The organism is Pseudomonas sp. A-RE-19 (assembly GCF_019956555.1).
Classification (GTDB): Bacteria; Pseudomonadota; Gammaproteobacteria; order Pseudomonadales; family Pseudomonadaceae; genus Aquipseudomonas.
The window spans coordinates 1-21,813 of the sequence record NZ_JAHBDQ010000036.1; the positions used below are offsets into that span (position 1 = coordinate 1).

Genomic DNA, 21,813 nt, shown 5'->3' on the forward strand with positions numbered 1-21,813 from the left:
GGATGTACACAACCCCACGTAGGAGCTGCCGAGTGAAACGAGGCTGCGATCTTTTGACGTTGATTTTCAAGATCAAAAGATCGCAGCCTCGTTTCACTCGACAGCTCCTACAGTCATCCGTGTCAGACGAGCATTCGGTGTCAGACGTGAGATTGATCGTTCCCATGCTCCCGCGTGGGAATGCCGCCAGGGACGCTCCGCGTTCCGCTTTTGAATGTTTAACGGGTGTGTCAGAACGCAGACCTTTCCCACGCAATTTTCAGGTTGTCGGTCGGACGCGGGCCCAATAGCCTTTAGCTGTCGCTGACAACTCAGCGATCGGGTGTGAGAGCCCGGCAACTTATGGTCATCCAGTGTCTGTACACGCATAATCGCCGCCAGCTTATTGCTGCCTGCAAATGCGTTATGGCGGCTGTGTGCGGGCGGACTTCGGTCCGGCCGGGTGTCCATAACCGGTCTTCTCACCTCGCACATAGCTGCCACCTCTTCGTCGTGTGAGAAGCGGCGAGTGGAGGCTCCAACGCTGGAGAAATTTTTCAATGGACAAATTAATCCCGGACCCACCCTTCAACACCACCACCCCCAACGTCGAAGCTTCGCGCACCGAAGAATTACTCAAAGACCGCGAAGCCATAAAACGCGCCCTCGACTACTACCTCGATCCCCCGGCGCAATACACCGAAAAACCCCGTCGCCCCAGCACGATGTTCATGGTCGCCCCGGGTGCCGACACCGAAAGCCTGCTGGCCTACGCCTACGAATCGTTGGCCTCGGCGAGTGTCCTGGTCAGCGATTTTGCCAACAATCTGATCGGCCCGCAGCGCCATACGGCGATGGCGATTCAGCAGGTCATCATGGTGGCGGAGCTGGCGGTGAACCGGGCGCTGGATAACGTCGATCCGGCATAGACCGCGTTATCGTTCATCGCGAGCAGGCTCGCTCCCACAGGGGCCATCGTCGTTCACAGACTTGGTGTACGCTACCAATCAACTGTGGGAGCGGGCTTGCTCGCGAAGACGGCGGCACATGCAGCTCCCTGTGACTGACACACCGCTTTCGCGAGCAAGCCCGCTCCCACAGGGTTCATCGTCGTTCGCAGATTCGGTGTACGACACAATGCATCTGTAGGAGCGAGGCTTGCCCGCGAAAGCGGTTGGTCAGTCAACACAAAACCCCACTGACCAACTGCAGCTTGCGGCCCGCGACACAGGTATACTGCCGCCTTTCGCGGCTCGCCTACCGGGCCCGACTCTTTGAGCATCACCCGGAGCTTTCATGACTTCCCCGACACAACCGCTGGTTGCCGACGCTTTGAGCGACGACCAGGCAGACCTGCCAGACAGCGTCGACTCCAGCGCAGACAGCGAGACCAAAGCGGCGATCCCAGCGTTCAAGTTTCCGTTCAAACCGGGAGAATTGGCCGCGGCGAAGAATGCCAGCCAGCCTTGGTACAAGAACGGCGCCAAGAATGGTCACACCAAGACCCCGGGTGCAGCGCCTCCCGGTACCCGTCGTTCGATGGGTAAGCGCTGAGTTTTTACCTCTGCGGTGCCTGATTTATCGTCATCGCGAGCAGGCTCGCTCCCACATTTGATCTTCATGAGACACAGATATTGTGTACGACGAAATCCACTGTGGGAGCGAGCCTGCTCGCGATGAGGCCATTAAATACAACACATCCTCGGGCTCAGGCCGCCCGCAACGAAATAAACGCATAGTTCAGCGGCGCGTCAGTCGCCACCTGCGCCCCGGCCGCCAGCACCTGCCCGGCGATGTCATCGCCTGACACATGAAAGACCCATTCACCGTCCGACCCCGCCAGCGGCTGTTGCGCCACTTGATCAGTGACCATGGCAAACGCGGTCATGTCCGGCAGATAAGCGGTAAAGCCATCGCCCTTCAGCGCTGTCGTCCGAATCCCCAATAACGCGCAAATCGCATCCTTGGTCTGAATCTCATCGCGGTCGGCCTGGCGGGAGCGCTGGATCAATCCTGCCAGTTCCTGATCCACCAGCGCCCCCCCGATGATCAAGTCCGGCCCTGTTTCCCACGACTCGGGCGGGCACTCTTTGATCGCCGGGTTGAGCGGGATGTGCGGATTGATTTCCATCGGATAGATGCGACACACCAGCGGTCGGCGTTCGTAGATGCGGCAGAGGTTGTCTTCGTCAAGATTCCGGCAAGGGCCGACGTTGTAGGCAGCAAAGGTGATTGCCACGTGTGCCTCGCAGGCGCCGCTTCGAACCACTACCGAGCGGCGTTCGGCGTGATCGCGTTGTTGCAGTGGCAGGCCCAGGCCATTGGCGAGGAAGGCCTCCACCAGCACGATCACCTGACCGCCATCGGCCGCCCACATCCGGGCTTCGGCCAGTGTCAGGGGCACATGGTGGTCGTTGCAGCATTTGCCACAACCTACGCAGGAAAACGTTGTATTCATTGAAAGGCCAGTCACCAGTGAGGGCATGAAATGGCGACAAAAAGCCACCGCAAAGGCCTGTGCCGAAGCAAGTTATGCGCCATTCACTGCGCTGTTGCCGTCGGGCGGATCGAGTCCCACTCGGTCACGTACGCGGTTTTGCTTTTCTTGTTGTAGAGGCACAGCTCGGTGCCTTGCTGGCCTTTCATGTGTTTTTGCGGGTACTGGCCTTGCAGCAGGAGCGCGGTATAACCGACCCGGTCGTCGAACTGTGCGGCGGTGCCGACGGGTTTGGCATTCTTCAGGCCGCTGGCCTTGGTGCAACTGGCGAGCACGGCTTTGTCGTAGGCGGCCCAGGCGTCGGGGCTGGAGGCATTGGCCTGGGTGGCGAGGGCGGTGAGGCAGAGGAAGGTCAGGGTGGTGGCTTTCATGGTTTGGCATCCTTGGCATGTTAGTGGCCGAGGTCGGAGTATGCCTGATGGTTTGAGGTTGAATGTTTCGGCCCCTTCGCGAGCAGGCTCGCTCCCACATGGACGGTGACATCCTGTGGGAGCGAGCCTGCTCGCGATGGCGGTGTGTCAGGTTGGAACCAATTCCCGGCGGACCACATACATCCCGGCGCTTTCGTACAAACGCTGCGCCCGAAGGTTGTTTTCCAGCACCTTCAAATCCACGTAGCCTTCGCGGCGCTGCTGAAACACGTTGAAAGCATTCAGCAGCAGCGCACGGCCAAGTCCGAGGCCTTGAGCGCGCGGGTGCACCACCAGGCTCTTGATGTAGGCACTCGTCCAACACTGGGCGACGCCAACGATTCCTTCGGCGTCGAAGGCGATGAAGCACAGGCTCGGATCGTATTCAGGATCGGTTTCGAAACGCTGTTGCCAGGTTTCGAGCGTCGGTACGCGACCGCCGCCTTCGCGATAGCCCAGTTCCATCAAGTGATGAACGGCTTCGGCAAGTTCGGGACGGTACCCGGTCAACTCAATGCCATCTGGCCAAGTGAACGACGGCACAACCTCAGCCAGGTTGCGCCGCATCAGCCAGCAAAAGTTCTCGGCCAACACTCAATGACCTTGTTCGGCGACCGCCTTGGCCGCCTCGATCAGGCACTTGGTCAGTTCTGGCGAAGAGAACTTGGTCAGTACCGCGTTGGCCCCGGCCAGTCGAGCCTTCTCGCTGTTCATCGCGCTGTCCAGAGACGTGTGCAGCAACACATAGAGGTGCGAGAAGTCCGGGGTCTCGCGCAGGGTGCGGGTGAAGGCGTAGCCGTCCATCTCCGACATTTCGATGTCCGAGACGATCAGGTTGATCTGCTGGGCGGTGCCTTGCAGGTCCAGCAGGCAGTCAATGGCTTCCTTGGCGCTGCGGGCGGTGTGACATTGCAGGCCGAGGTTGCGCAGGGTGTGCACCGACTGCTGCAGGGCGACCTGACTGTCATCGACCACCAGAATCCGCGCGTTGCCCAGCACTTCGGCGTCTTCCATGCTCAGTTCAGTCGGGGCCATTTCGATCTGCGCCGGCGCAATGCCGTGGATGACCTTTTCGATGTCCAGCACTTGCACCAGCGTGCCGTCAACCGAGGTCACCCCGGTGATGTACGAACGCACGCCGCCGGAGCCAAAGGGCGGCGGACGGATGTCGGTGGTCAGGCAGTGGACGATCTTGCTCACCGCCTGAACATGCAGGCCCTGCTTGGAACGGCTGACGTCGGTGACGATCAGGCAGCCGCCGTTCGGGTCTTCCAGCGGTCGCTCGCCGATGGCGCGGCTCAGGTCGATCACCGACAACGACGCGCCGCGCAGGGTGGCGATGCCTTTGACGTGAGGGTGCGACTCCGGCAGCTTGGTCAGCGGCGGGCAGGGGATGATTTCGCTGACTTTCAGCAGGTTGATCGCCATCAGCTTGCCGCTGCGCAAGGTAAACAGCAGAAGCGAAAGTGAATCTGCGCGGGCTTTGTTGGAGGACATAAAAACCTTCTGTGGAAAGGTGATGGGCGATTATAGAGATCGCCAACAGCTATCGATGCCGGGTTATCGACTTGTTGGAGGTAGGCTTTAGTGCCAATGAATGTTGGGTAGATCAAAAGATCGCAGCCTCGCTTCGCTCGACAGCTCCTACAAGGGATTGGCGTCAACCTGCCGGAGGCTGCGATCTTGGCTTATTTCATGCCAAGCCGCTTGGCCATTCGCCCAAGGTTCGCCCGATCCAGCCCCAGCTCCCGCGCCGCGCTGGCCCAGTTGTGCTGGTGCCGTTCCAGGCAGGCGCTGATCAGTTGGCGCTGATACTGCTCGGTGGCCTCGCGCAAATCCCCTGAAACCAATGCAGCCGCTGGCGCAGTAACCACCGGTTCTGGCGCGTGTTCAATACTGCCATTGGGCAAGTCCAGATCCGCCGCGCTCAAGCTCAGGATTTTCGGGCGTTCCTTGCAGTTACCCAGCGCCTTCAATGCACTGCGACCAATCAAGTGCTCCAGCTCGCGCACGTTCCCCGGCCAGTCATACGCCAATAATGCCGCTTGGGCATCGCTGGTCAGGCGCAGGCTGTTGAGGCCCATGCGTGAGCGGTTTTGCTCCAGGAAGTAACCGCTGAGCAGCAGCACATCCCGACCGCGATCGCGCAATGCAGGCACCAGCAACGGGTAAACGCTCAGGCGATGATAGAAGTCGGCGCGGTAGCGGCCACTGCGCACTTCTTCGGCCAGGTCGCGGTTGGTGGCCGCGATCAATCGCACGTCGACCTGATGCTCCTTGTCCGAGCCCAAGCGCTGCAGTTGACCGCTCTGCAAGACCCTTAGCAGTTTGGCCTGCACTGTCAGCGACAGTTCGCCCACTTCGTCGAGAAACAACGTGCCGCCATTGGCCAGTTCGAACTTGCCGCGCCGATCATTCGTCGCGCCGGTGAAAGCTCCGCGCACATGGCCGAACAATTCACTCTCCACCAGCGTGTCCGGGAGGGCGGCGCAGTTGAGGCTGATGATCGGTTTGTCGGCCCGTGGGGATGCCGCGTGAATGGCCTGGGCCACCAGCTCTTTGCCGACCCCGGTTTCCCCGGTGATCAGCACCGTCAGGTCGCTGCCGCCCACCAGGCTGATCTCTTCCACCAGTCGTTTGTGAGCTTTGCTCTGGCCGATCATTTCGCGACTCTGCTGGCCGCTGGCCTGACGGTAAACCTCGGCGCGCTGGTGTTCGTCTTCGACGCGATTGGCCAGCCGTTCGATGCGCTCGGCGGCGTTGACCGTGGCGGCGGCGAGGCTGGCGAAGGCTTGCAGGGCGTCCAGTTCGATCGGTTCGAAACGTTCAGGGGAGAGTGCATCGAGGGTCAGCAAACCCCACGGGCGCTCGTCGATAAACAGCGGGCAGCCCATGCAGTCGTGGACTTCCAGGTGATCGTGCAGACCATCGACCAGGCCATCATAAGGATCGGGCAACTCGCTGTCGGCAGCGAAGCGAGTCGGGCCGGGACTGCTGAGCAGTGCTTCGAACCGCGGGTGTTCGCTGATCTTGAAACGTCGGCCGAGGGTGTCGGTGCTCAACCCGTCCACGGCCAACGGCACCAGCCACTCGCCATCGAGTCGCAGCAGGGCGGCGGCATCGCAGGGGAGCAGGGCGCGCATGGCTTCGAGCAGGCGTCGGTAGCGTTCGCCTTCGGGCAATTCGCGGGACAGGTCGGAGACCAGGGGGAGCAGGGTCGTGAGCAATAATTTTGCAGTCATAATGACTCCGTGTAGTCGGTGTGACTATAAAGCCCCGTGTGTCGATATGACTACTTTGTTTTTAAGTGACTGATTTATAAGGTTTTAATTGTTGGCATGGAAACTGATACGTAAAGGTCATTCATATAAAGCCCAGGAGTTGCTCTTATGCTTAGCGTTCAAGACCGTGCAATCATCAAATCCACCGTGCCGTTGCTGGAAAGCGGTGGCGAAGCGTTGATCACCCACTTCTACCGCATGATGCTCTCCGAATACCCGGAAGTCCGCCCGCTGTTCAACCAGGCTCACCAGGCCAGCGGCGATCAGCCCCGCGCCCTGGCCAACGGTGTATTGATGTATGCGCGGCACATCGACCAGCTCGATCAGTTGGGCGACCTGGTGGCCAAGATCATCAACAAGCACGTAGCCCTGCAAATCCTCCCGGAACATTACCCGATCGTGGGTAGCTGCCTGTTGCGAGCGATCTCTGAAGTACTGGGCGAAGAGATTGCCACGCCTGAAGTGATGAGTGCCTGGGGCGCGGCCTATGGCCAATTGGCCGAGATCCTGATCGGCGCCGAAGCCAGCATCTACGACCAGAAAGAGCAGGCGCCGGGCGGCTGGCGTGGCGCGCGGGAATTCATCGTGGCGGGCAAGGTCGAGGAAAGCGCGGAAATCACCTCGTTCTACTTCGAACCGGCCGACAAAGGCCCGATTCTGGCGGCAGAGCCCGGCCAGTACATCGGCATGAAACTGATCCTCGATGGCGAAGAAATTCGGCGTAACTATTCGCTGTCGGCGCTGGCCAACAAGGGCCAGTACCGCATCAGCGTCAAACGCGAAACCGGCGGCCGCGCCTCCAACCATTTGCACGATCAACTGCACGTCGGCGCGAGCATCATGCTGTTCCCGCCAGCGGGCGACTTCACCCTGACCGCCAGCGACAAACCGCTGGTGCTGATCAGTGGCGGCGTGGGCATCACCCCGACGCTGGCGATGCTTGAAGCGGCGCTGGCGACCGAGCGGCCGGTGCATTTTATCCACTGCGCACGCAACGGTAGCGTTCATGCCTTCCGCGACTGGATCGATGGCCTGGCCGAGCGTCATCCGCAGCTCAAGCGTTTCTATTGCTACGCCGAAGACGATGGCGTCAGCCCGGCGGCGGACAAGGTTGGCCTGTTGAGCCAGGAGCAACTTGGCGAGTGGTTGCCGGAACAGCGCGATGTGGATGCTTACTTCCTGGGGCCTAAAGGCTTCATGGGCGCAATCAAGCGTCACCTCAAGGCCTTGGGTGTGCCGGAGAAGCAAAGCCGTTACGAGTTCTTCGGGCCGGCTGCTGCATTGGAGTAAGTGGTTGCGGCGATTCGGGAAACCGAGTCGCCTTCTTCGCGGGCAAGCCTCGCTCCTACAGGTTTTGTGTGGTTCGCGCGATTGCGGACCCACACATAACCTGTAGGAGCGAGGCTTGCCCGCGAAAGCTTCACCACGGCCTCTATTCATAAAAATCCCTTAAAACTTAATCCGTTCTTAACCGGTTTATCGTTTATTCCCCGATGCTGATGATAGGCGCTCGTTCGTTTACAGAATCAGGATCGCCCCATGACTCACATCACCTTCCCCCGCCCATTCACCCTGACCGGCCTTGGCCTGGCCGTTGCGCTGCTGGCCAGTCCGTTCGCCTGCGCCGAAACCGCCTTGCTCCAGCCGCAGACCCTGATCGTCGATCAGAGCCTGCCCAAGGCGCAGCGCGATGCCATGGAGTTGGCAGCCCGACGTTATGGCAGCTTCTGGAACACCGGGGAGGAGGCGTTGGCCAAGGCGGCCTTGGCGGAGCAATTCATCGACAAGACCCCGCCCGAAGGCCGGGTTCAGGGGCCGACCGGGCCGCTACTGGCGTCGAAGTTCTTTCGCACGGCGGTGCCGGACCTGAGCTGCGAGATCGAGCAAATGATCGTCGCCGGCGACCGGGTGGTGGTGCATCTGCACTTTCGCGGGCATTTCACTGGTCCGTTCAAGGCTCTCAAAGGTCAGGGGCAGCGTGTAGACTTCCGGGCAACCGATATCTATCAGATCGACAACGGTCGCATTGCGGCCAATTGGCATATCGAAGACAACATCAGCCTGATGCAGCAGCTGCAAGCGCAGCCGCCGGCGAGCTGATCCACGGACACAAAAGGGAAACGCGATGAGCGAGGAAACGATGCGGTTGGGACGTGAGCGGCGCTATCTGGTGTTGCTGGGCATTATCTGCCTGGCACTGATCGGCGGTGCGCTGTACATGCAAGTGGCTCTGGGCGAGGCGCCGTGCCCGCTGTGCATCCTGCAACGCTATGCGCTGTTGCTGATCGCGCTGTTCGCGTTCATTGGCGCGGCGATGCGCACCCGTCGCAGCATCACGTTGTTTGAAACGCTGGTGGTGATCAGCGCGCTGGCAGGCGTCGGGGTGGCGGGGCATCACGTCTATACCCAGTTCTATCCTGCAGTCAGTTGCGGCATCGATGTGCTGCAACCGATCGTCGACGGCCTGCCGCTGGCGAAGATCTTCCCGCTGGGCTTCCAGGTCGATGGTTTCTGCTCCACGCCGTACCCGCCGATCCTCGGCTTGTCGCTGGCACAGTGGGCGCTGGTGGCGTTCGTGCTGATCGTGGTGCTGGTGCCGCTGCTTATCTCGCGTAACCGCAAGGCACTGCGCTGAGGCTGCTCGTCGTATCGTTGCCGGAAACAAAAAACGCCCCGTCCTCGTTGAGAGGCCGGGGCGTTTTGCATATTCAGAGGTCAGGCTAAATGACCTTGATGCGAGACAAGTATGGATGTGGCACGTGTGCGACATGTTGTCACAGCTTGAGTGTCGCAAGGCATTTCAATACCTCGAATCGGTGCATCGCCACGCCTCCAAAACGGGCTCTGCAAGCGGCGGATGATTTCAGTGTTCATCAGCCGAAACAGGCCGTTTTAACAGGGTCTGGCAAATTGCCGAAGTCCTTGTCACATAGGGGGTAGAGCATGATCGAAGGCGAGCTCGGAGTGCTGGAAGCTGTCCGAATTTCGTATGGTAGACCTACATTTTTTGGTGTTTTTGTTGCGAATGGATTTCGATACCATGGCTCACTTTTGCAAAAACCGTGAATGATTGTTGCTGGATCGGATAAAAATTATTTCGGGATGAGACATGGTTTATGAATCGTTACATATCTACAATCGCCCGCACTGAATTCCCGGCACAGCTCGCCCTGACTCAGGTGTACGAGCAGAACTAGGGTGTCGAGAGGCCTGATGGCTTCATGCGACTCCCAGGTGTCGGTGCCTTCCGACTATCCGCACCAAATGGAATTGGTCTGTAACAAGGCCCTTGACCACGAATTCGAATAAGAACTCACCGCAGGCCCAGCAATTGTCGAACAGCGTCTGACGCGCGACGGGCAGGCCCTTATTCAATCCAAGAAAAATGCCAACCCTTGGCAGGGTGAAGTGTTGGCGATCAAAACCCAACTGCATTGCGCAAGCTGCTTTAGAGGTCGTGAGATGAGTAAAAACAGGTACCCCAGATTACTAGGCTTATTGCCGCTGCTCGGCACGTTGTTGCTGGGAGGCTGCAACATGACCTTGCTCGATCCCAAGGGCCAGGTCGGCCTGGATGAGCGAAACCTGATCATCACCGCAACGCTGCTGATGCTGTTGGTCGTCGTGCCGGTCATCTTCATGACCTTCGCGTTCGCCTGGAAATACCGCGCATCGAACAAGAACGCCGATTACGCGCCGAAATGGTCCCACTCCACCAAGATCGAAATCGCGGTGTGGACTATTCCGGTACTGATCATCATTGCCCTGGGCTACGTCACCTACAAGTCGACCCACGCGCTTGACCCTTACAAGCCGCTGGAATCCGACGTCAAGCCAATCACCATTGAAGTGGTCGCGCTGGACTGGAAGTGGCTGTTCATCTACCCGGAACAAGGCATCGCCACGGTCAACAAGATCGTGTTCCCGGCACACACCCCGATCAACTTCAAGATCACTTCCGATGCCGTGATGAACTCGTTCTTCATCCCTGCTCTGGGCGGCCAGATCTACGCGATGGCGGGCATGCAGACCAAACTGCACCTGATCGCCAACCAGAACGCTGAAATGGACGGTATCTCCGCCAACTACAGCGGCGCGGGTTTCACCGGTATGAAGTTCAAAGCTATCGCCACCTCTCAGGAAGATTTCGATGCCTGGGTAAGCGAAGTCAAAAAGGCACCTAAACAGCTTGAAAAAGCTGAATACGAAGCCCTTGCCAAGCCAAGCCAGAACAACCCAGTCGAGCTCTACTCCTCGTTCACGCCGAACCTGTTCCAGACCATCGTCGACAAGTACGAAGGCATGAAAGCAGGCAAGCCGATGCACCACGAGAAGAAAGAGCACGAAATGGCCGCCATGGAAGGGATGGACATGAGTTCGCATTCAGCTGCCGGGGCAGAGGAGTAAACGATGTTTGGTAAATTAAGTTGGGAAGCGGTCCCGTTCCACGAGCCGATCGTAATGGTGACTATCGCCATGATCGCGCTCGGCGGTCTGGGGGTATTCGCTGCAATCACCTACTTCAAGAAGTGGACCTACCTGTGGTCCGAGTGGCTGACATCGGTCGACCACAAGAAAATCGGCGTGATGTACATCATCGTGGCCATGATCATGCTGCTGCGTGGTTTTGCCGACGCCATCATGATGCGTTCCCAGTTGGCCCTGGCCACCGAGGGTTCGCCTGGCTACCTGCCACCTGAACACTATGACCAGATCTTCACCGCTCACGGTGTGATCATGATCATCTTCATGGCGATGCCATTCTTCACCGGCCTGATGAACCTTGCAGTGCCGCTGCAGATCGGCGCGCGTGACGTTGCCTACCCGTTCCTGAACTCCCTGAGCTTCTGGTTGCTGGTATCCGGCGTGGTATTGGTGAACGTGTCCCTGGGTGTCGGCGAATTCGCCCGTACCGGTTGGGTGGCGTATCCACCGCTGTCGGAACTGGGCTACAGCCCGGGCGTGGGTGTGGACTACTACATCTGGGCGCTACAGCTGTCCGGGTTGGGTACGACGCTGACGGGGGTCAACTTCCTGGCCACCGTGCTGAAAATGCGTACCCCGGGCATGAAGATGATGGACATGCCGATCTTCACCTGGACCTGCACCTGGGCCAACGTGCTGATCGTGGCTTCGTTCCCGATTCTGACCGCTACCCTGGCACTGCTGACCCTCGACCGTTACATGGATTTCCACATTTTCACCAATGAACTTGGTGGCAATCCAATGATGTACGTCAACCTGTTCTGGGCCTGGGGTCACCCCGAGGTTTACATCCTGATTCTGCCGGCGTTCGGGATCTTCTCCGAAGTCATCTCGACCTTCTCCGGCAAGCGTCTGTTCGGCCACCACTCGATGATCTACGCCAGTGGCGCGATCTCGATCCTGGGCTTCATGGTCTGGCTGCACCACTTCTTCACCATGGGGTCGGGTGCCAGCGTCAATGCCTTCTTCGGTCTGGCAACGATGCTGATCTCGATTCCGACGGGGGTGAAGCTATTCAACTGGCTGTTCACCATTTACCGTGGGCGTCTGCAGTTCACCAGCCAGGTGATGTGGACCCTGGGCTTCATGGTGACCTTCGCCATCGGCGGCATGACCGGCGTACTGCTGGCCATCCCGGGTGCTGACTTCGTACTGCACAACAGCCTGTTCGTGATCGCTCACTTCCACAACGTGATCATCGGCGGCGCCGTGTTCGGTTACATCGCCGGCTTCAGCTTCTACTTCCCTAAAGCGTTCGGCTTCAAGCTGCACGAAGGTTGGGGCAAGGCAGCGTTCTGGTTCTGGATCACGGGCTTCTTCGTCGCGTTCATGCCGCTCTATGTCCTGGGCTTCATGGGCATGACCCGTCGTCTGAACAGCACCACCAACCCTGAGTGGACGCCTTACCTGCACGTTGCAATGTTCGGTGCGATCCTGATCGCCGTCGGTATTGCCTGCCAGTTGATCCAGCTGTACGTCAGTGTGCGTGACCGCAAGAAGCCAGAGAACATGTGCGAAGCCGGCGACCCGTGGAATGCCCACACGCTGGAATGGTCGACCTCGTCGCCACCGCCGTTCTACAACTTCGCTGTACTGCCGAAAGCCGAAGGCATCGACCCGTTCACCGAGGCCAAGGAAAACGGTACTGCGTACAAGGCTCCAGCCAAGTACGAGCCGATCCACATGCCAAACAACACCGCGACCGGTCTGGTCATGGGTGCTCTGTTGACCGTGTTCGGTTTCGCAATGATCTGGCACATCTGGTGGATGGCGATCTTCGGCCTCGCCGGCACCGTGATCTACTTCGTGATCCATGCTGCCCGTGACGACCAGGGCTATATGGTACCGGTCGATGTAATCGAGCGCATCGAAGCCGAGCAGCACAAGCGTCTGGTAGCGGCCAAAGCGATTCCGGCCACCGCCACCCGTGTTGAAACCTCGTTGGAACAGGCTTAAACCATGTCGAACTTAGTGACCAATGCTGGACACACCCATGTCGATGGACATGGGCACGATGACCATCACCACGACTCGGGCGAGATGACCGTATTCGGTTTCTGGCTCTACCTGATGACCGACTGCATTCTGTTTGCGTCGATCTTCGCGGTGTACGCGGTACTGGTTAATAACGTAGCGGGTGGCCCGTCGGGCCACGACATCTTCGAGCTGCCATACGTGCTGGGCGAAACCGCCTGCCTGTTGCTCAGCTCGATCACCTACGGCTTCGCCATGCTGGCGTTGTTCAAAGGCAAGAAGACTCAAGTGCTGGGCTGGTTGGCCATCACCTTCCTGTTCGGTCTGGGCTTCATCGGCATGGAGATCAACGAGTTCCATACGCTGATCTCCGAAGGCTTCGGTCCGAACCGCAGCGGCTTCCTGTCCGGGTTCTTCACCCTGGTCGGCACCCACGGTCTGCACGTGACCAGCGGTCTGATCTGGATGGCGATCATGATGTATCAGGTCAACAAGCATGGCCTGACGTCGACCAACAAGACCCGTTTGAGCTGCCTGAGCCTGTTCTGGCACTTCCTGGACGTTGTGTGGATCTGCGTATTCACCGTTGTTTACCTGATGGGGACTCTGTAAATGGCTAACGCTCATTCCCACGATAGCCACGACGCCAGCCACGGCAGCGTCAAGTCCTACGCTATCGGTTTCATCCTGTCGGTGATCCTGACCGTCATTCCTTTCGGCCTGGTGATGTACCCGTCGCTGCCCAAAGCCGTGACCCTGTGGATCGTACTGGCCTTCGCAGTGATCCAGGTGCTGGTGCACCTGGTGTACTTCCTCCACCTGGACCGCTCCGCCGCCCAGCGTAACAACGTGATCGCGTTTGTCTTCGCAGCCCTGGTCATCGTCCTGTTGGTAGGCTTGTCGCTGTGGATCATGTTCAGCATCCACACCGTCATGATGGCGCACTGAGGAAAGTCCGGATGTCCTTTAAGCACTTTATCCAAATCACCAAACCGGGGATCATTTTCGGTAACGTGCTTTCTGTGGCAGGCGGATTTTTCCTGGCCTCCAAAGGGCATGTCGATCTGGCCATTTTCCTGGCTGCGATGATCGGCACGTCCCTGGTGGTGGCTTCCGGTTGCGTGTTCAACAACTGCATCGACCGTGACATCGACCTGAAGATGGAACGCACCAAGAACCGGGTGCTGGTTCAGGGCCTGATCTCCCTGAAACTGGCCCTGGCCTATGCGACCGTCCTCGGCGTTGCCGGCGTTGCGTTGTTGTACAAGGTGGCCAACCCGTTGGCTGCACTGTTCGCGGTGATCGGTTTTGTCATCTACGTCGGCTTCTACAGCCTGTACCTCAAGCGCAAGTCGGTTCACGGCACGCTGGTGGGCAGTCTGTCGGGGGCGATGCCACCGGTGATCGGTTACGTCGCGGTCAGCAATAACTTCGACATGGCCGCCCTGACGTTGCTGGTGATGTTCAGCCTGTGGCAGATGCCGCATTCCTACGCCATCGCCATCTTCCGCTTCAACGATTACCTGGCCGCATCGATTCCGGTGCTGCCAGTGAAGCGCGGGATTCAAGTGGCCAAGAAGCACATCCTGCTCTACATCCTGGCGTTCCTCGTGGCGACCTTGATGCTGACCTTCAGCGGTTACGCCGGCATGAGCTACCTCGCCGTCGCCGCGGCCATGGGCATGTACTGGTTGTACATGGCCTGGACCGGTTACAAGGCAGTGGATGACACGGTCTGGGCACGCAAGCTGTTCGTGTTCTCGATCTTCACCATTACGGCGTTGAGCGTGATGATGTCTTTGGACTTCAAAGTGCCGAGTGAGTTGTTGCTGACGTACGCGCCTTAAGCGTCGGATGCTGTAAAGAAAAGCCCCGCCCTTCGAGAGAAGGGCGGGGCTTTTTATTGGGTTCTATTTGACGGACCGTGTCGTCCCCATCGCGAGCAGGCTCGCTCACACTGGATTGGTGTTGCCGCTAATTTTGAGCACGACGCTGAACCCCTGTGGGAGCGAGCCTGCTCGCGATGGCTGCACTGCGGTGTCTCAGGAGAATCGTGATGACGGCTCGTCTGGAGGATGAGTTGAAGCTTGCTAAACTATAAGCAAGTTGCCTATAGTTTGCCGATGCGAACTGTATTCTTTGAAACCACATCGTTCACTGCAACCGTTGTCGATTATCTGACGGACGATGAGTATCGTGCGTTGCAAACCCACATGCAGCTGAACCCCCAGGCGGGCGATGTGATGCCTCGCACGGGCGGCTTTCGGAAGCTGCGCTGGATAGATGGGCGTCGAGGTAAAGGCAGACGAGGCGGCTTGCGAGTTATCTATTATTGGCTTATGAATGATGGCCAGTTCTGGATGTTTGCAATTTATGACAAAGATGAGCTTGAGAATTTGACCGCCGACCAAGAGAAGGCGCTCAAGAAAGCCATAGATAGAGAGTTGAAGGCACGAGGTACCCCATGAAAAAGCGCGACCTGTTTGCAGAGTTAATGCAGGGCGTTGACGAGATGGCGGCTCAGCGCGAAGGCAAGATTACGCTGCGCAACAATACCGTGGAGGATAAACCCGCTCCCGAGGTAGGCGCGCAAGAAATCGTGGCGTTGCGAGAAAAGTTGCATATGTCCCAGGCCGTTTTTGCCAAGCGAATCAGAACCAGCCCCAGCACCTTAAGAAATTGGGAGCAGGAAAAGTCGAAACCCAATGCTCAGGCAGCCTTGTTGATAAGGTTGGTGGAGAAGTTTCCCGATATGGTTGAGCGACTCCGAGCCGTTTGAGTAAACATTGAAAAACTAAAAGCCCCGCCCTTCGAGAGAAGTGCGGGGCTTTTTTGTTTAGCGTTTTAGCGTTACTGCGCGGCGATGCTGTAGCCGTCGAACGCGGTTTGCTGCTGAAGCGCGGTGATGATGTTCTTGCGGTTGACCGCTTGTTCGGCCCCGGCATTGTCCAGGAACGTTTCGCTTTCCAGCTCCGCTTCTTCGCCTTCGCCGACGAAGGTGAAGCCCAGGAACTCCAGCGCCTCACGATCCACGTTCAAGCGCGAGCGTGGGGTGCGCAGGGGCAGGGTGACGCTGATGCCATCCTTGCTGATGGTGAACACTTCGACTTCTTTCTTGGCGCGAGCCGCTTTGCTCTTGCCGCTGCCCGGGTTGCTGATGGCCTGGTGAGTCTGGTTCAGTACCTTCAGTGCCAGGCCATAGACGATTTCCTGAAACGCCGGGTCGTCCTTGAAGCTGGACAGAATGCGGCTGATCGGGAATTTGCTGCTCAGGTCTTCCAGAGCAGCAATATCGGCCGCTTCGGCGTCTTTCAGTTGCTTGAGTTCGCCCATCAATTCGTAGGCTTTGTCGTCGTCGAAGCTGTCATGGGCCTGGCGAATCGCGGCGCGCAGCTCGCGGATCTGATCGCTTTCCCGGGTGGATTGAAAAGCGTCCAGAACCATCTCGCTGATGGTCTTGGCCTGTGGCACGTGTTGTGAAAGATTGATGGAGTTTTCGTATTCCGCTTTGGACGACAAGGTGACTACGGATTCAGCGGTATTGGAATCGGACATTGAAATTTCACTACTTCTTTAACTTGGATTGAGGCGAGAAAGCACGAGGCCTTTTCAGGCCGCCTAATCTATTGGACCGAGGCTGCGTTGTCACGGATGAACCGGTGGCTGGTCAGCATTTTTGCCAGCGCAGTCGACTATTTCCCCATCGAATTCATATTCATCGAACGAGTCATCCACTGCTCCGCCGTTTGCTCATCCACCGGTAAGGAGAAGCGAAAGGTCGCGCCGCGTCCGGGCACATCGATCAGCTCGATTTCGCGACCGTGCAATTGCAGGATCCGGTGCACGATCCGCAGCCCCAGCCCGCCATCGCGCCGTGCGCCGCCAATGTTGAACGGACGCAGGAACAGACCTTCGCGCAACTCGGTGGCGATGCCGGGGCCGGTGTCGCTGACGGTCACTTCGATAAAAGTCCCCTGAGGGCGGAGGCTGAGTTCGATTTCTCCGCCTGGAGGGGTGTGGCGCAGGGCGTTGTCGAACAGGTTGGTCAGCACCCGCTCGATCAGCCCCAGATCGGCGCAGGCCACCGCGACGTTGGGGGCGAAAGTGGCCTTGAGTTCGATCTGGCGCGCTTCGGCGCTGAGTTCGAATTTCTGAAAGATGTCCTGCACCAGATCGGTCAGGGAGAAGCGTTCCAGCACCGGTTGCACAAAACCGTGTTCCAGCCGCACCAGTTCCAGCAGTGATTGGGCCAGGCCGCCAACCTTGCGGCTTTGATCCAGGGCGATGCCCAGATAGCGGCGGCGGTCGGCGGGGGACAACGTGGCGTCCTTGAGCGACAGGGTTTCCAGGTAACCGTGCAGCGAGGCCAGTGGTGTGCGCAGGTCGTGGGAGATGTTCGCCACCAGTTCGCGACGCTCCTGATCCTGACGGGTCAGCGAGCGCCATTGTTCACCGAGCCGCGCTTGCATCTGCCGGAAGGCGGCGTCGAGTACGGCAATTTCATCGTGGCTGGCGGCTTTTTCCAGCGGCTCGGGCGAGGCAGGCAGTGCCGACGGAACACCGTTGATATCGAACTGGCTGACTTTCTCGGTCAAACGGCGCAATGGCCGGGTGATCAGGCCAAATGCCGTGAGGCCGGCAATCAGGCATAACAACGCCACCAGCCCAATGGACAACAACGCGGTATTGAGCGCCGCGCTGGTGGCGCCGCGTTCGGCGAAGCGGTCGTGCTCTTCACTGAGCAATACCACATAGAGATAACCGGCCAGTTGACCATTGACCCGCAAAGGCGCGGCGCTGAACACCTTGCTGCCATCGACGCTGCGAGGATCGTCGCCGAGAATCGGCAGGGCCTCGCCTTTGAGCAAACGCTGGATCGGCGCCAGGTCGACCCGCTCCCGGTGTATCCGGCCTTCGGGTGCGGCGCTGCCGACAATTCGGCCGCCGGTGTCCAGCAGATAGACCTCGACACTGGGGTTGACCAGCATCAGCTGGCTGAACAGTTCGCGCACGGCATTGGGCATCGGGCCATTGCGGTCCATCAACACGGTGTCGTGGGCGATGTGTTGCGCCAGATCCCGCGACAACCCCTGCACCACTTCCAGTTCATGCATGTGGTTGGAACGCACCTGCATCCAGGCCGAAGTGCCGCAGCACACGAGCAACAACACGGCGAACACCAGGGACAGGCGTTGGGTCAGGGTCAACCTCATGGCGGCTCTCCGCTTGTCGCGAATTTATAGCCACGCCCCCACACCGTGAGGATGCGCGCCGGTTGCGCCGGATCGGCCTCGATCTTGGCCCGCAGGCGGTTGATGTGGGTGTTGACCGTGTGTTCGTAGCCTTCATGGCTGTAGCCCCACACCGCGTTGAGCAGGTCCATGCGCGAGAAGACCTTGCCGGGCTGGCGGACGAAGAAGTAAAGCAGGTCGAACTCCCGTGGCGTGAGGTCAAGACGACGGCCATCGAGGGAGACTTCGCGGGTGATCGGGTCGATGGACAGGCCATCGCTGATCAGGCTGCCAGCGTCCATTTTCAGGTTGCGGGCCATGGCGTCGACTCGTCGTAATAACGCTTTGACCCGTGCCACCAGTTCCAGCATGGAAAAGGGTTTGGCCAGGTAGTCGTCGGCACCGAGCTCCAGCCCCAGAATCCGATGGACTTCGCTGGAGCGCGCACTGGTAATGATGATCGGTGTGTAGCGCGCCATGGCCCGGGCGCGGCGGCAGATTTCCAGGCCGTCGACGCCGGGCAGCATCAGGTCGAGGATCAGGGCGTCCCAGCTTCCTTGCTGCAGCAGCCGCATGCCCTCGTCGCCGTCGGCGCAGTGGACCACTTCGAACTGCTCATCGCGAAGATGCAGGCAGATGAGGTCGGCGATAGGCAGGTCGTCCTCGACCACCAGGACGCGTTTGGTCTGTTCCATGGAGCTCAAGCCCTTTGTGACGCAATGAACACATTGTGCGGGTTTTCCTGAGGCCGAGTTATCACGAATTGTTTAACTCCTCGTGAGGATTTGGCGATCAACTCAAGCCTAGGCTGTGTTCCATGCAAGCACCTGGCATTTTGGAGAAGGCCCATGTTTTCACGGCGACAGTTTCTTGTAGCAAGCGGCGGGCTGGGGGCTGCAGCCATGGTGATCGGTGTATTGCCAAAATTTTCCGCAAGCGTTGCGCTGGTCGATGAGGCCCGCGCGGAGGAGGTTTTCGAGGTGGTTCACAGCGACAGCGAATGGCGCGCCCTGCTCAGCGCCGAGCAATACGAGATCCTGCGTGAAGAGGGCACCGAACGGGCCTACAGCAGCCCACTGAACAACGAGCACCGCAAGGGCACTTTTGCCTGCGCCGGTTGTGATCTGCCGTTGTTTTCTTCCGACACCAAATTTGACAGTCGCACCGGTTGGCCGAGTTTCTGGGCGCCACTGGACAATGCGGTGGCCACCCGTCAGGACCGCTCCTTCGGCGTGCTGCGCGAAGAGGTCCACTGCCGGCGTTGCGGCGGTCATCTGGGGCATGTTTTCGAGGACGGGCCAAAGCCTACCGGTCTGCGTTACTGCATGAACGGCTTGGCGCTGACCTTCAAGGCACAGGCGTAATCCATGGGCATTTCCTTTCACTCACTTTATGCAGGTCGACGTTATGTGGCTTCTGGTCCTCGCTTATCTCGGTGGTGTGCTGACGATCGTCAGTCCATGCATTCTGCCGGTTCTGCCCTTTGTCTTCGCTCGCACCGGGCAGCCATTTATGAAGAGTGGCTTGCCGCTGCTGGCGGGGATGGCGCTGACCTTCGCGCTCGTCGCCTCATTGGCGGCGGTGGGCGGCGGTTGGGTGGTGCAAGTCAATCAGTACGGTCGCTGGCTCGCGTTGCTGTTCGTTGCACTGTTCGGGCTGACGCTGTTGCTGCCTCGATTGGCCGAGCGCCTGACGCGTCCACTGGTGACGGCCGGCGGTCGGCTGTCGGAAATCGTGGGCGCCGATTCCCGGCCGCGTCCCGGCGCGTCGTTTCTGATCGGCGTCGCCACTGGCCTGCTCTGGGCGCCCTGCGCCGGGCCGATTCTGGGCCTGGTGCTGACTGGCGCGGCGCTGCAAGGCGCAAGCATCGCAACCAGCTTGTTGCTCTTGGCTTACGCGGCCGGTGCCGCCACCTCTCTCGCCGCGGCACTGTTGCTGGGCGGTAAAGTCTTCGCCGCGATGAAGCGCTCGATTGGCGCGGGAGAGTGGCTGCGTCGAGGCCTGGGGGCCGCGATGCTGGCCGGCGTGGCGGCGATCGCCCTGGGGCTGGATACCGGGATTCTGGCGCGCATCTCGACGGCGTCCACCGGCGGCATCGAGCAGACGCTGGTCAACCGATTGGCCGGTCAGTCTTCGACCCACAACGGGGCGATGATGGCGCAGGTTCCTCGGGCCGGCGATCAACCCGCCAGCAGCATGATGGCCGCTGGCGAAGCGATGAAAGTGACGGCGAAAACAGCGGACGCACTGCCGATTGAAGGCAACCTTCCATCGCTGGACGGCGCTGTGCAATGGCTCAACTCACCCCCTCTCACCGCCCAGGCCTTGAAGGGCAAGGTTGTGCTGGTGGATTTCTGGACTTACTCCTGCATCAACTGCCTGCGCACCTTGCCGTATGTGAAGGCTTGGGCCGAGAAGTACCGCGATCAGGGGCTGGTGGTGATCGGTGTCCATGCGCCCGAGTTTGCCTTCGAACGGGATGTAGGCAACGTCACCAAAGCCATGAAGGACCTGGGGATCACCTATCCGGTGGCAATCGATAATGACTATAAGGTCTGGCGTGCTTTCAACAACCAATACTGGCCGGCCCACTATTTTGCCGATGCACAGGGGCGCATTCGACATCACCACTTTGGTGAAGGCGAGTACGCCGAATCGGAGCGAGTGATTCAGCAACTGCTGCGTGAGGCGGGCGCTGCGAAAGTCGAGGAAGGGCTGATCAATGCCAACGCCCAGGGTGTTCAACTCGCCCCGGACATGAAAGAGGTGCAATCACCGGAAACCTATGTCGGCTACCGACGGGCGGAGCATTTCGTCCCTGAAACCGGTCTGGTGCCGGACAAGGTGGAAGCCTATAGCCCACCGTCGCAACTGGCCCTCAATGACTGGAGTCTGGACGGTCAATGGACTGTCGGTCCGGAGCGGGCCGTTTCAAACGCACCGGCCAGTCGTATCGTCTATCGCTTCCACGCTCGTGATCTGCATCTGGTATTGGGCCCCGGTGCTGACGGTAAACCGGTACGTTTCAAAGTATTGATTGACGGCAAGCCCCCAGGCGATGCCCACGGCGTCGATGTGGCCCCCGATGGCAGCGGCAGCGTCAGCGAACAGCGGTTGTATCAACTGGTACGCCAGACCGCAGGCGTAACGGACCGGACATTCAGCATCGAGTTTCTCGATCCCGGTGTGTCGGCGTATGCATTTACGTTTGGTTGATAGCCCCATTCACTCAGGAGACAGCCCATGAAAACCCTATTCAACTGGCGTCGCACCTTGCTGGGACTGGCCGCTGTCAGTGTTATCGGTCAGTGTGCCGCGTTCTCTTTCGCCGGCGCCGAAGAGGCGGTCATCATCCCGCCACCCACGCTCGACGAAAGCACTCAAGCGCACAGTGAAACGGCAGTCTTTGCGGGCGGTTGCTTCTGGGGCGTCCAAGGGGTGTTTCAACACGTCAAAGGGGTGAGGAACGCCGTCTCCGGTTACGCTGGCGGCGCCGCCAACACCGCTCAATACGAGCGGGTCAGCGAGGGCGATACCGGTCATGCGGAGTCGGTCGAAGTCACCTTCGATCCCGCTCAGGTCAGCTATGGCACCTTATTGCAGATCTATTTCTCGGTGGCCCACAACCCCACCGAACTCAACCGCCAGGGCCCGGACAGCGGCACCCAGTATCGATCGGCGCTTTTCCTGAAAAGCGCCGAACAGCAACGCGTCGCCCAAGCCTACATCGCGCAACTCGACGCCGCCCATTCGTTCAACAAACCCATCGTCACCAAACTGGAAACCTACAACGGTTTTTACCCGGCGGAGGAGGAGCATCAGGATTTCCTGACCGAGCACCCGAGGTACCCCTACATAGTGATCAATGACTTGCCAAAGGTGGCGCAGTTGAAGCAGCTGTATCCGGATCGGTATCAGGAGAAGCCGGTGTTGGTGAAGGCTGCTCAATAGTGCAT

Annotated in this window: 23 protein-coding genes; 15 read left to right on the forward strand and 8 right to left on the reverse strand. The window is 59.2% G+C overall.

What is annotated here, in order from left to right; genetic code table 11:
• Nucleotides 1-539: 539 nt before the first annotated feature.
• Together KGB14_RS20945 and KGB14_RS20950 are read left to right on the forward strand one after the other, a co-directional pair.
• Nucleotides 540-908 carry a DUF6124 family protein gene (locus KGB14_RS20945; RefSeq protein ID WP_223488604.1) on the forward strand — a complete coding sequence of 123 codons (369 nt, stop codon included), beginning with the start codon at nt 540-542 and terminating at the stop codon, nt 906-908.
• Nucleotides 909-1,275: 367 nt separating this feature from the next.
• On the forward strand, nt 1,276-1,533 hold the full coding sequence (locus KGB14_RS20950) for a hypothetical protein (RefSeq protein WP_223488605.1): 258 nt from the start codon (nt 1,276-1,278) through the stop codon (nt 1,531-1,533).
• Nucleotides 1,534-1,687: 154 nt separating this feature from the next.
• Here the strand turns inward: KGB14_RS20950 and KGB14_RS20955 are convergent, their stop codons facing one another.
• From KGB14_RS20955 to norR, 5 genes are all read right to left on the reverse strand, one after another.
• Nucleotides 1,688-2,437 carry a YkgJ family cysteine cluster protein gene (locus tag KGB14_RS20955; RefSeq protein WP_223488606.1) on the reverse strand — a complete coding sequence of 250 codons (750 nt, stop codon included), beginning with the start codon at nt 2,435-2,437 and terminating at the stop codon, nt 1,688-1,690.
• A gap of 83 nt (nt 2,438-2,520) precedes the next feature.
• The gene (locus KGB14_RS20960; RefSeq protein WP_223488607.1) at nt 2,521-2,847 is read right to left on the reverse strand and encodes a hypothetical protein; all 327 of its coding nucleotides are present in this window, start codon (nt 2,845-2,847) and stop codon (nt 2,521-2,523) included.
• A gap of 147 nt (nt 2,848-2,994) precedes the next feature.
• Entirely contained in the window at nt 2,995-3,453 is a 459-nt protein-coding gene (locus tag KGB14_RS20965) for a GNAT family N-acetyltransferase (protein WP_223488630.1), read from the reverse strand.
• Nucleotides 3,454-3,480: 27 nt separating this feature from the next.
• Entirely contained in the window at nt 3,481-4,383 is a 903-nt protein-coding gene (locus tag KGB14_RS20970; RefSeq protein ID WP_223488608.1) for a chemotaxis protein CheV, read from the reverse strand.
• Nucleotides 4,384-4,574: 191 nt separating this feature from the next.
• Nucleotides 4,575-6,128, reverse strand: a complete 1,554-nt coding sequence (gene norR / locus KGB14_RS20975; protein ID WP_223488609.1) for a nitric oxide reductase transcriptional regulator NorR — start codon at nt 6,126-6,128, stop codon at nt 4,575-4,577.
• Nucleotides 6,129-6,275: 147 nt separating this feature from the next.
• Here norR and hmpA point away from each other — a divergent pair, with 147 nt between their 5' ends.
• The 10 genes from hmpA to KGB14_RS21025 all read left to right on the forward strand — a co-directional run bounded on the left by hmpA (nt 6,276) and on the right by KGB14_RS21025 (nt 15,405).
• Nucleotides 6,276-7,457 (forward strand): NO-inducible flavohemoprotein, encoded by a 1,182-nt coding sequence (gene hmpA, locus KGB14_RS20980; protein WP_223488610.1) that lies wholly within the window; start codon nt 6,276-6,278, stop codon nt 7,455-7,457.
• A 249-nt stretch (nt 7,458-7,706) separates the two neighbouring features.
• Nucleotides 7,707-8,267 carry an ester cyclase gene (locus tag KGB14_RS20985; RefSeq protein ID WP_223488611.1) on the forward strand — a complete coding sequence of 187 codons (561 nt, stop codon included), beginning with the start codon at nt 7,707-7,709 and terminating at the stop codon, nt 8,265-8,267.
• 25 nt (nt 8,268-8,292) lie between these two features.
• A complete protein-coding gene (locus KGB14_RS20990; RefSeq protein WP_223488612.1) occupies nt 8,293-8,802 on the forward strand; it encodes a disulfide bond formation protein B in 510 nt (169 codons plus the stop codon).
• Between the two features lie 827 nt (nt 8,803-9,629).
• Nucleotides 9,630-10,574 (forward strand): ubiquinol oxidase subunit II, encoded by a 945-nt coding sequence (cyoA, locus tag KGB14_RS20995; protein WP_223488613.1) that lies wholly within the window; start codon nt 9,630-9,632, stop codon nt 10,572-10,574.
• A gap of 3 nt (nt 10,575-10,577) precedes the next feature.
• Complete coding sequence (gene cyoB, locus KGB14_RS21000; RefSeq protein ID WP_223488614.1) at nt 10,578-12,608, forward strand: cytochrome o ubiquinol oxidase subunit I; 2,031 nt, start codon at nt 10,578-10,580, stop codon at nt 12,606-12,608.
• A gap of 3 nt (nt 12,609-12,611) precedes the next feature.
• Complete coding sequence (locus KGB14_RS21005; protein WP_223488615.1) at nt 12,612-13,238, forward strand: cytochrome o ubiquinol oxidase subunit III; 627 nt, start codon at nt 12,612-12,614, stop codon at nt 13,236-13,238.
• Nucleotides 13,239-13,574 (forward strand): cytochrome o ubiquinol oxidase subunit IV, encoded by a 336-nt coding sequence (gene cyoD / locus KGB14_RS21010; RefSeq protein ID WP_223488616.1) that lies wholly within the window; start codon nt 13,239-13,241, stop codon nt 13,572-13,574.
• A gap of 11 nt (nt 13,575-13,585) precedes the next feature.
• Nucleotides 13,586-14,473: a heme o synthase gene (gene cyoE / locus KGB14_RS21015; RefSeq protein WP_223488617.1), complete on the forward strand. Its 888-nt coding sequence runs from the start codon at nt 13,586-13,588 to the stop codon at nt 14,471-14,473.
• 276 nt (nt 14,474-14,749) lie between these two features.
• Nucleotides 14,750-15,094, forward strand: a complete 345-nt coding sequence (locus KGB14_RS21020; RefSeq protein ID WP_223488631.1) for a toxin — start codon at nt 14,750-14,752, stop codon at nt 15,092-15,094.
• The gene (locus KGB14_RS21025; protein WP_123719932.1) at nt 15,091-15,405 is read left to right on the forward strand and encodes a helix-turn-helix domain-containing protein; all 315 of its coding nucleotides are present in this window, start codon (nt 15,091-15,093) and stop codon (nt 15,403-15,405) included. The genes KGB14_RS21020 and KGB14_RS21025 overlap by 4 nt, the downstream gene beginning before the upstream one ends.
• 71 nt (nt 15,406-15,476) lie before the next feature.
• On the opposite strand, the gene KGB14_RS21030 is transcribed toward KGB14_RS21025, so the two are convergent.
• From KGB14_RS21030 to KGB14_RS21040, 3 genes are all read right to left on the reverse strand, one after another.
• A complete protein-coding gene (locus tag KGB14_RS21030; protein WP_223488618.1) occupies nt 15,477-16,181 on the reverse strand; it encodes a hypothetical protein in 705 nt (234 codons plus the stop codon).
• A gap of 137 nt (nt 16,182-16,318) precedes the next feature.
• Nucleotides 16,319-17,839, reverse strand: a complete 1,521-nt coding sequence (locus KGB14_RS21035) for a sensor histidine kinase (RefSeq protein ID WP_223488619.1) — start codon at nt 17,837-17,839, stop codon at nt 16,319-16,321.
• Complete coding sequence (locus KGB14_RS21040) at nt 17,836-18,552, reverse strand: response regulator transcription factor (RefSeq protein WP_223488620.1); 717 nt, start codon at nt 18,550-18,552, stop codon at nt 17,836-17,838. The genes KGB14_RS21035 and KGB14_RS21040 overlap by 4 nt, the downstream gene beginning before the upstream one ends.
• A 153-nt stretch (nt 18,553-18,705) precedes the next feature.
• Here KGB14_RS21040 and msrB point away from each other — a divergent pair, with 153 nt between their 5' ends.
• Genes msrB through msrA form a run of 3 tightly spaced genes read left to right on the forward strand, consistent with a single transcriptional unit; the run spans nt 18,706 to nt 21,808 of the window.
• Complete coding sequence (msrB, locus tag KGB14_RS21045) at nt 18,706-19,221, forward strand: peptide-methionine (R)-S-oxide reductase MsrB (protein WP_223488621.1); 516 nt, start codon at nt 18,706-18,708, stop codon at nt 19,219-19,221.
• Nucleotides 19,222-19,264: 43 nt separating this feature from the next.
• A complete protein-coding gene (locus KGB14_RS21050) occupies nt 19,265-21,073 on the forward strand; it encodes a cytochrome c biogenesis protein DipZ (RefSeq protein ID WP_223488622.1) in 1,809 nt (602 codons plus the stop codon).
• A 27-nt stretch (nt 21,074-21,100) separates the two neighbouring features.
• Nucleotides 21,101-21,808, forward strand: coding sequence for a peptide-methionine (S)-S-oxide reductase MsrA (msrA, locus tag KGB14_RS21055; protein ID WP_223488623.1), 708 nt, complete (start codon nt 21,101-21,103; stop codon nt 21,806-21,808).
• Nucleotides 21,809-21,813 lie beyond the last annotated feature (5 nt).

Bases quoted from the DNA above. Each gene is read 5' to 3' on its own strand.
- hmpA (WP_223488610.1), top strand. From the start codon at position 6,276: ATGCTTAGCGTTCAAGACCGTGCAATCATCAAATCCACCGTGCCGTTG.
- norR (WP_223488609.1), bottom strand. From the start codon at position 6,128: ATGACTGCAAAATTATTGCTCACGACCCTGCTCCCCCTGGTCTCCGAC.
- cyoA (WP_223488613.1), top strand. From the start codon at position 9,630: ATGAGTAAAAACAGGTACCCCAGATTACTAGGCTTATTGCCGCTGCTC.
- KGB14_RS20945 (WP_223488604.1), top strand. From the start codon at position 540: ATGGACAAATTAATCCCGGACCCACCCTTCAACACCACCACCCCCAAC.
- msrB (WP_223488621.1), top strand. From the start codon at position 18,706: ATGTTTTCACGGCGACAGTTTCTTGTAGCAAGCGGCGGGCTGGGGGCT.
- KGB14_RS21035 (WP_223488619.1), bottom strand. From the start codon at position 17,839: ATGAGGTTGACCCTGACCCAACGCCTGTCCCTGGTGTTCGCCGTGTTG.
- KGB14_RS21050 (WP_223488622.1), top strand. From the start codon at position 19,265: ATGTGGCTTCTGGTCCTCGCTTATCTCGGTGGTGTGCTGACGATCGTC.
- KGB14_RS21040 (WP_223488620.1), bottom strand. From the start codon at position 18,552: ATGGAACAGACCAAACGCGTCCTGGTGGTCGAGGACGACCTGCCTATC.
- KGB14_RS21020 (WP_223488631.1), top strand. From the start codon at position 14,750: ATGCGAACTGTATTCTTTGAAACCACATCGTTCACTGCAACCGTTGTC.
- KGB14_RS21025 (WP_123719932.1), top strand. From the start codon at position 15,091: ATGAAAAAGCGCGACCTGTTTGCAGAGTTAATGCAGGGCGTTGACGAG.
- msrA (WP_223488623.1), top strand. From the start codon at position 21,101: ATGAAAACCCTATTCAACTGGCGTCGCACCTTGCTGGGACTGGCCGCT.
- KGB14_RS20970 (WP_223488608.1), bottom strand. From the start codon at position 4,383: ATGTCCTCCAACAAAGCCCGCGCAGATTCACTTTCGCTTCTGCTGTTT.
- KGB14_RS20950 (WP_223488605.1), top strand. From the start codon at position 1,276: ATGACTTCCCCGACACAACCGCTGGTTGCCGACGCTTTGAGCGACGAC.
- cyoD (WP_223488616.1), top strand. From the start codon at position 13,239: ATGGCTAACGCTCATTCCCACGATAGCCACGACGCCAGCCACGGCAGC.
- KGB14_RS20985 (WP_223488611.1), top strand. From the start codon at position 7,707: ATGACTCACATCACCTTCCCCCGCCCATTCACCCTGACCGGCCTTGGC.
- KGB14_RS20990 (WP_223488612.1), top strand. From the start codon at position 8,293: ATGAGCGAGGAAACGATGCGGTTGGGACGTGAGCGGCGCTATCTGGTG.
- KGB14_RS20955 (WP_223488606.1), bottom strand. From the start codon at position 2,437: ATGAATACAACGTTTTCCTGCGTAGGTTGTGGCAAATGCTGCAACGAC.
- cyoE (WP_223488617.1), top strand. From the start codon at position 13,586: ATGTCCTTTAAGCACTTTATCCAAATCACCAAACCGGGGATCATTTTC.
- KGB14_RS20960 (WP_223488607.1), bottom strand. From the start codon at position 2,847: ATGAAAGCCACCACCCTGACCTTCCTCTGCCTCACCGCCCTCGCCACC.
- KGB14_RS21030 (WP_223488618.1), bottom strand. From the start codon at position 16,181: ATGTCCGATTCCAATACCGCTGAATCCGTAGTCACCTTGTCGTCCAAA.
- cyoB (WP_223488614.1), top strand. From the start codon at position 10,578: ATGTTTGGTAAATTAAGTTGGGAAGCGGTCCCGTTCCACGAGCCGATC.
- KGB14_RS21005 (WP_223488615.1), top strand. From the start codon at position 12,612: ATGTCGAACTTAGTGACCAATGCTGGACACACCCATGTCGATGGACAT.
- KGB14_RS20965 (WP_223488630.1), bottom strand. From the start codon at position 3,453: ATGCGGCGCAACCTGGCTGAGGTTGTGCCGTCGTTCACTTGGCCAGAT.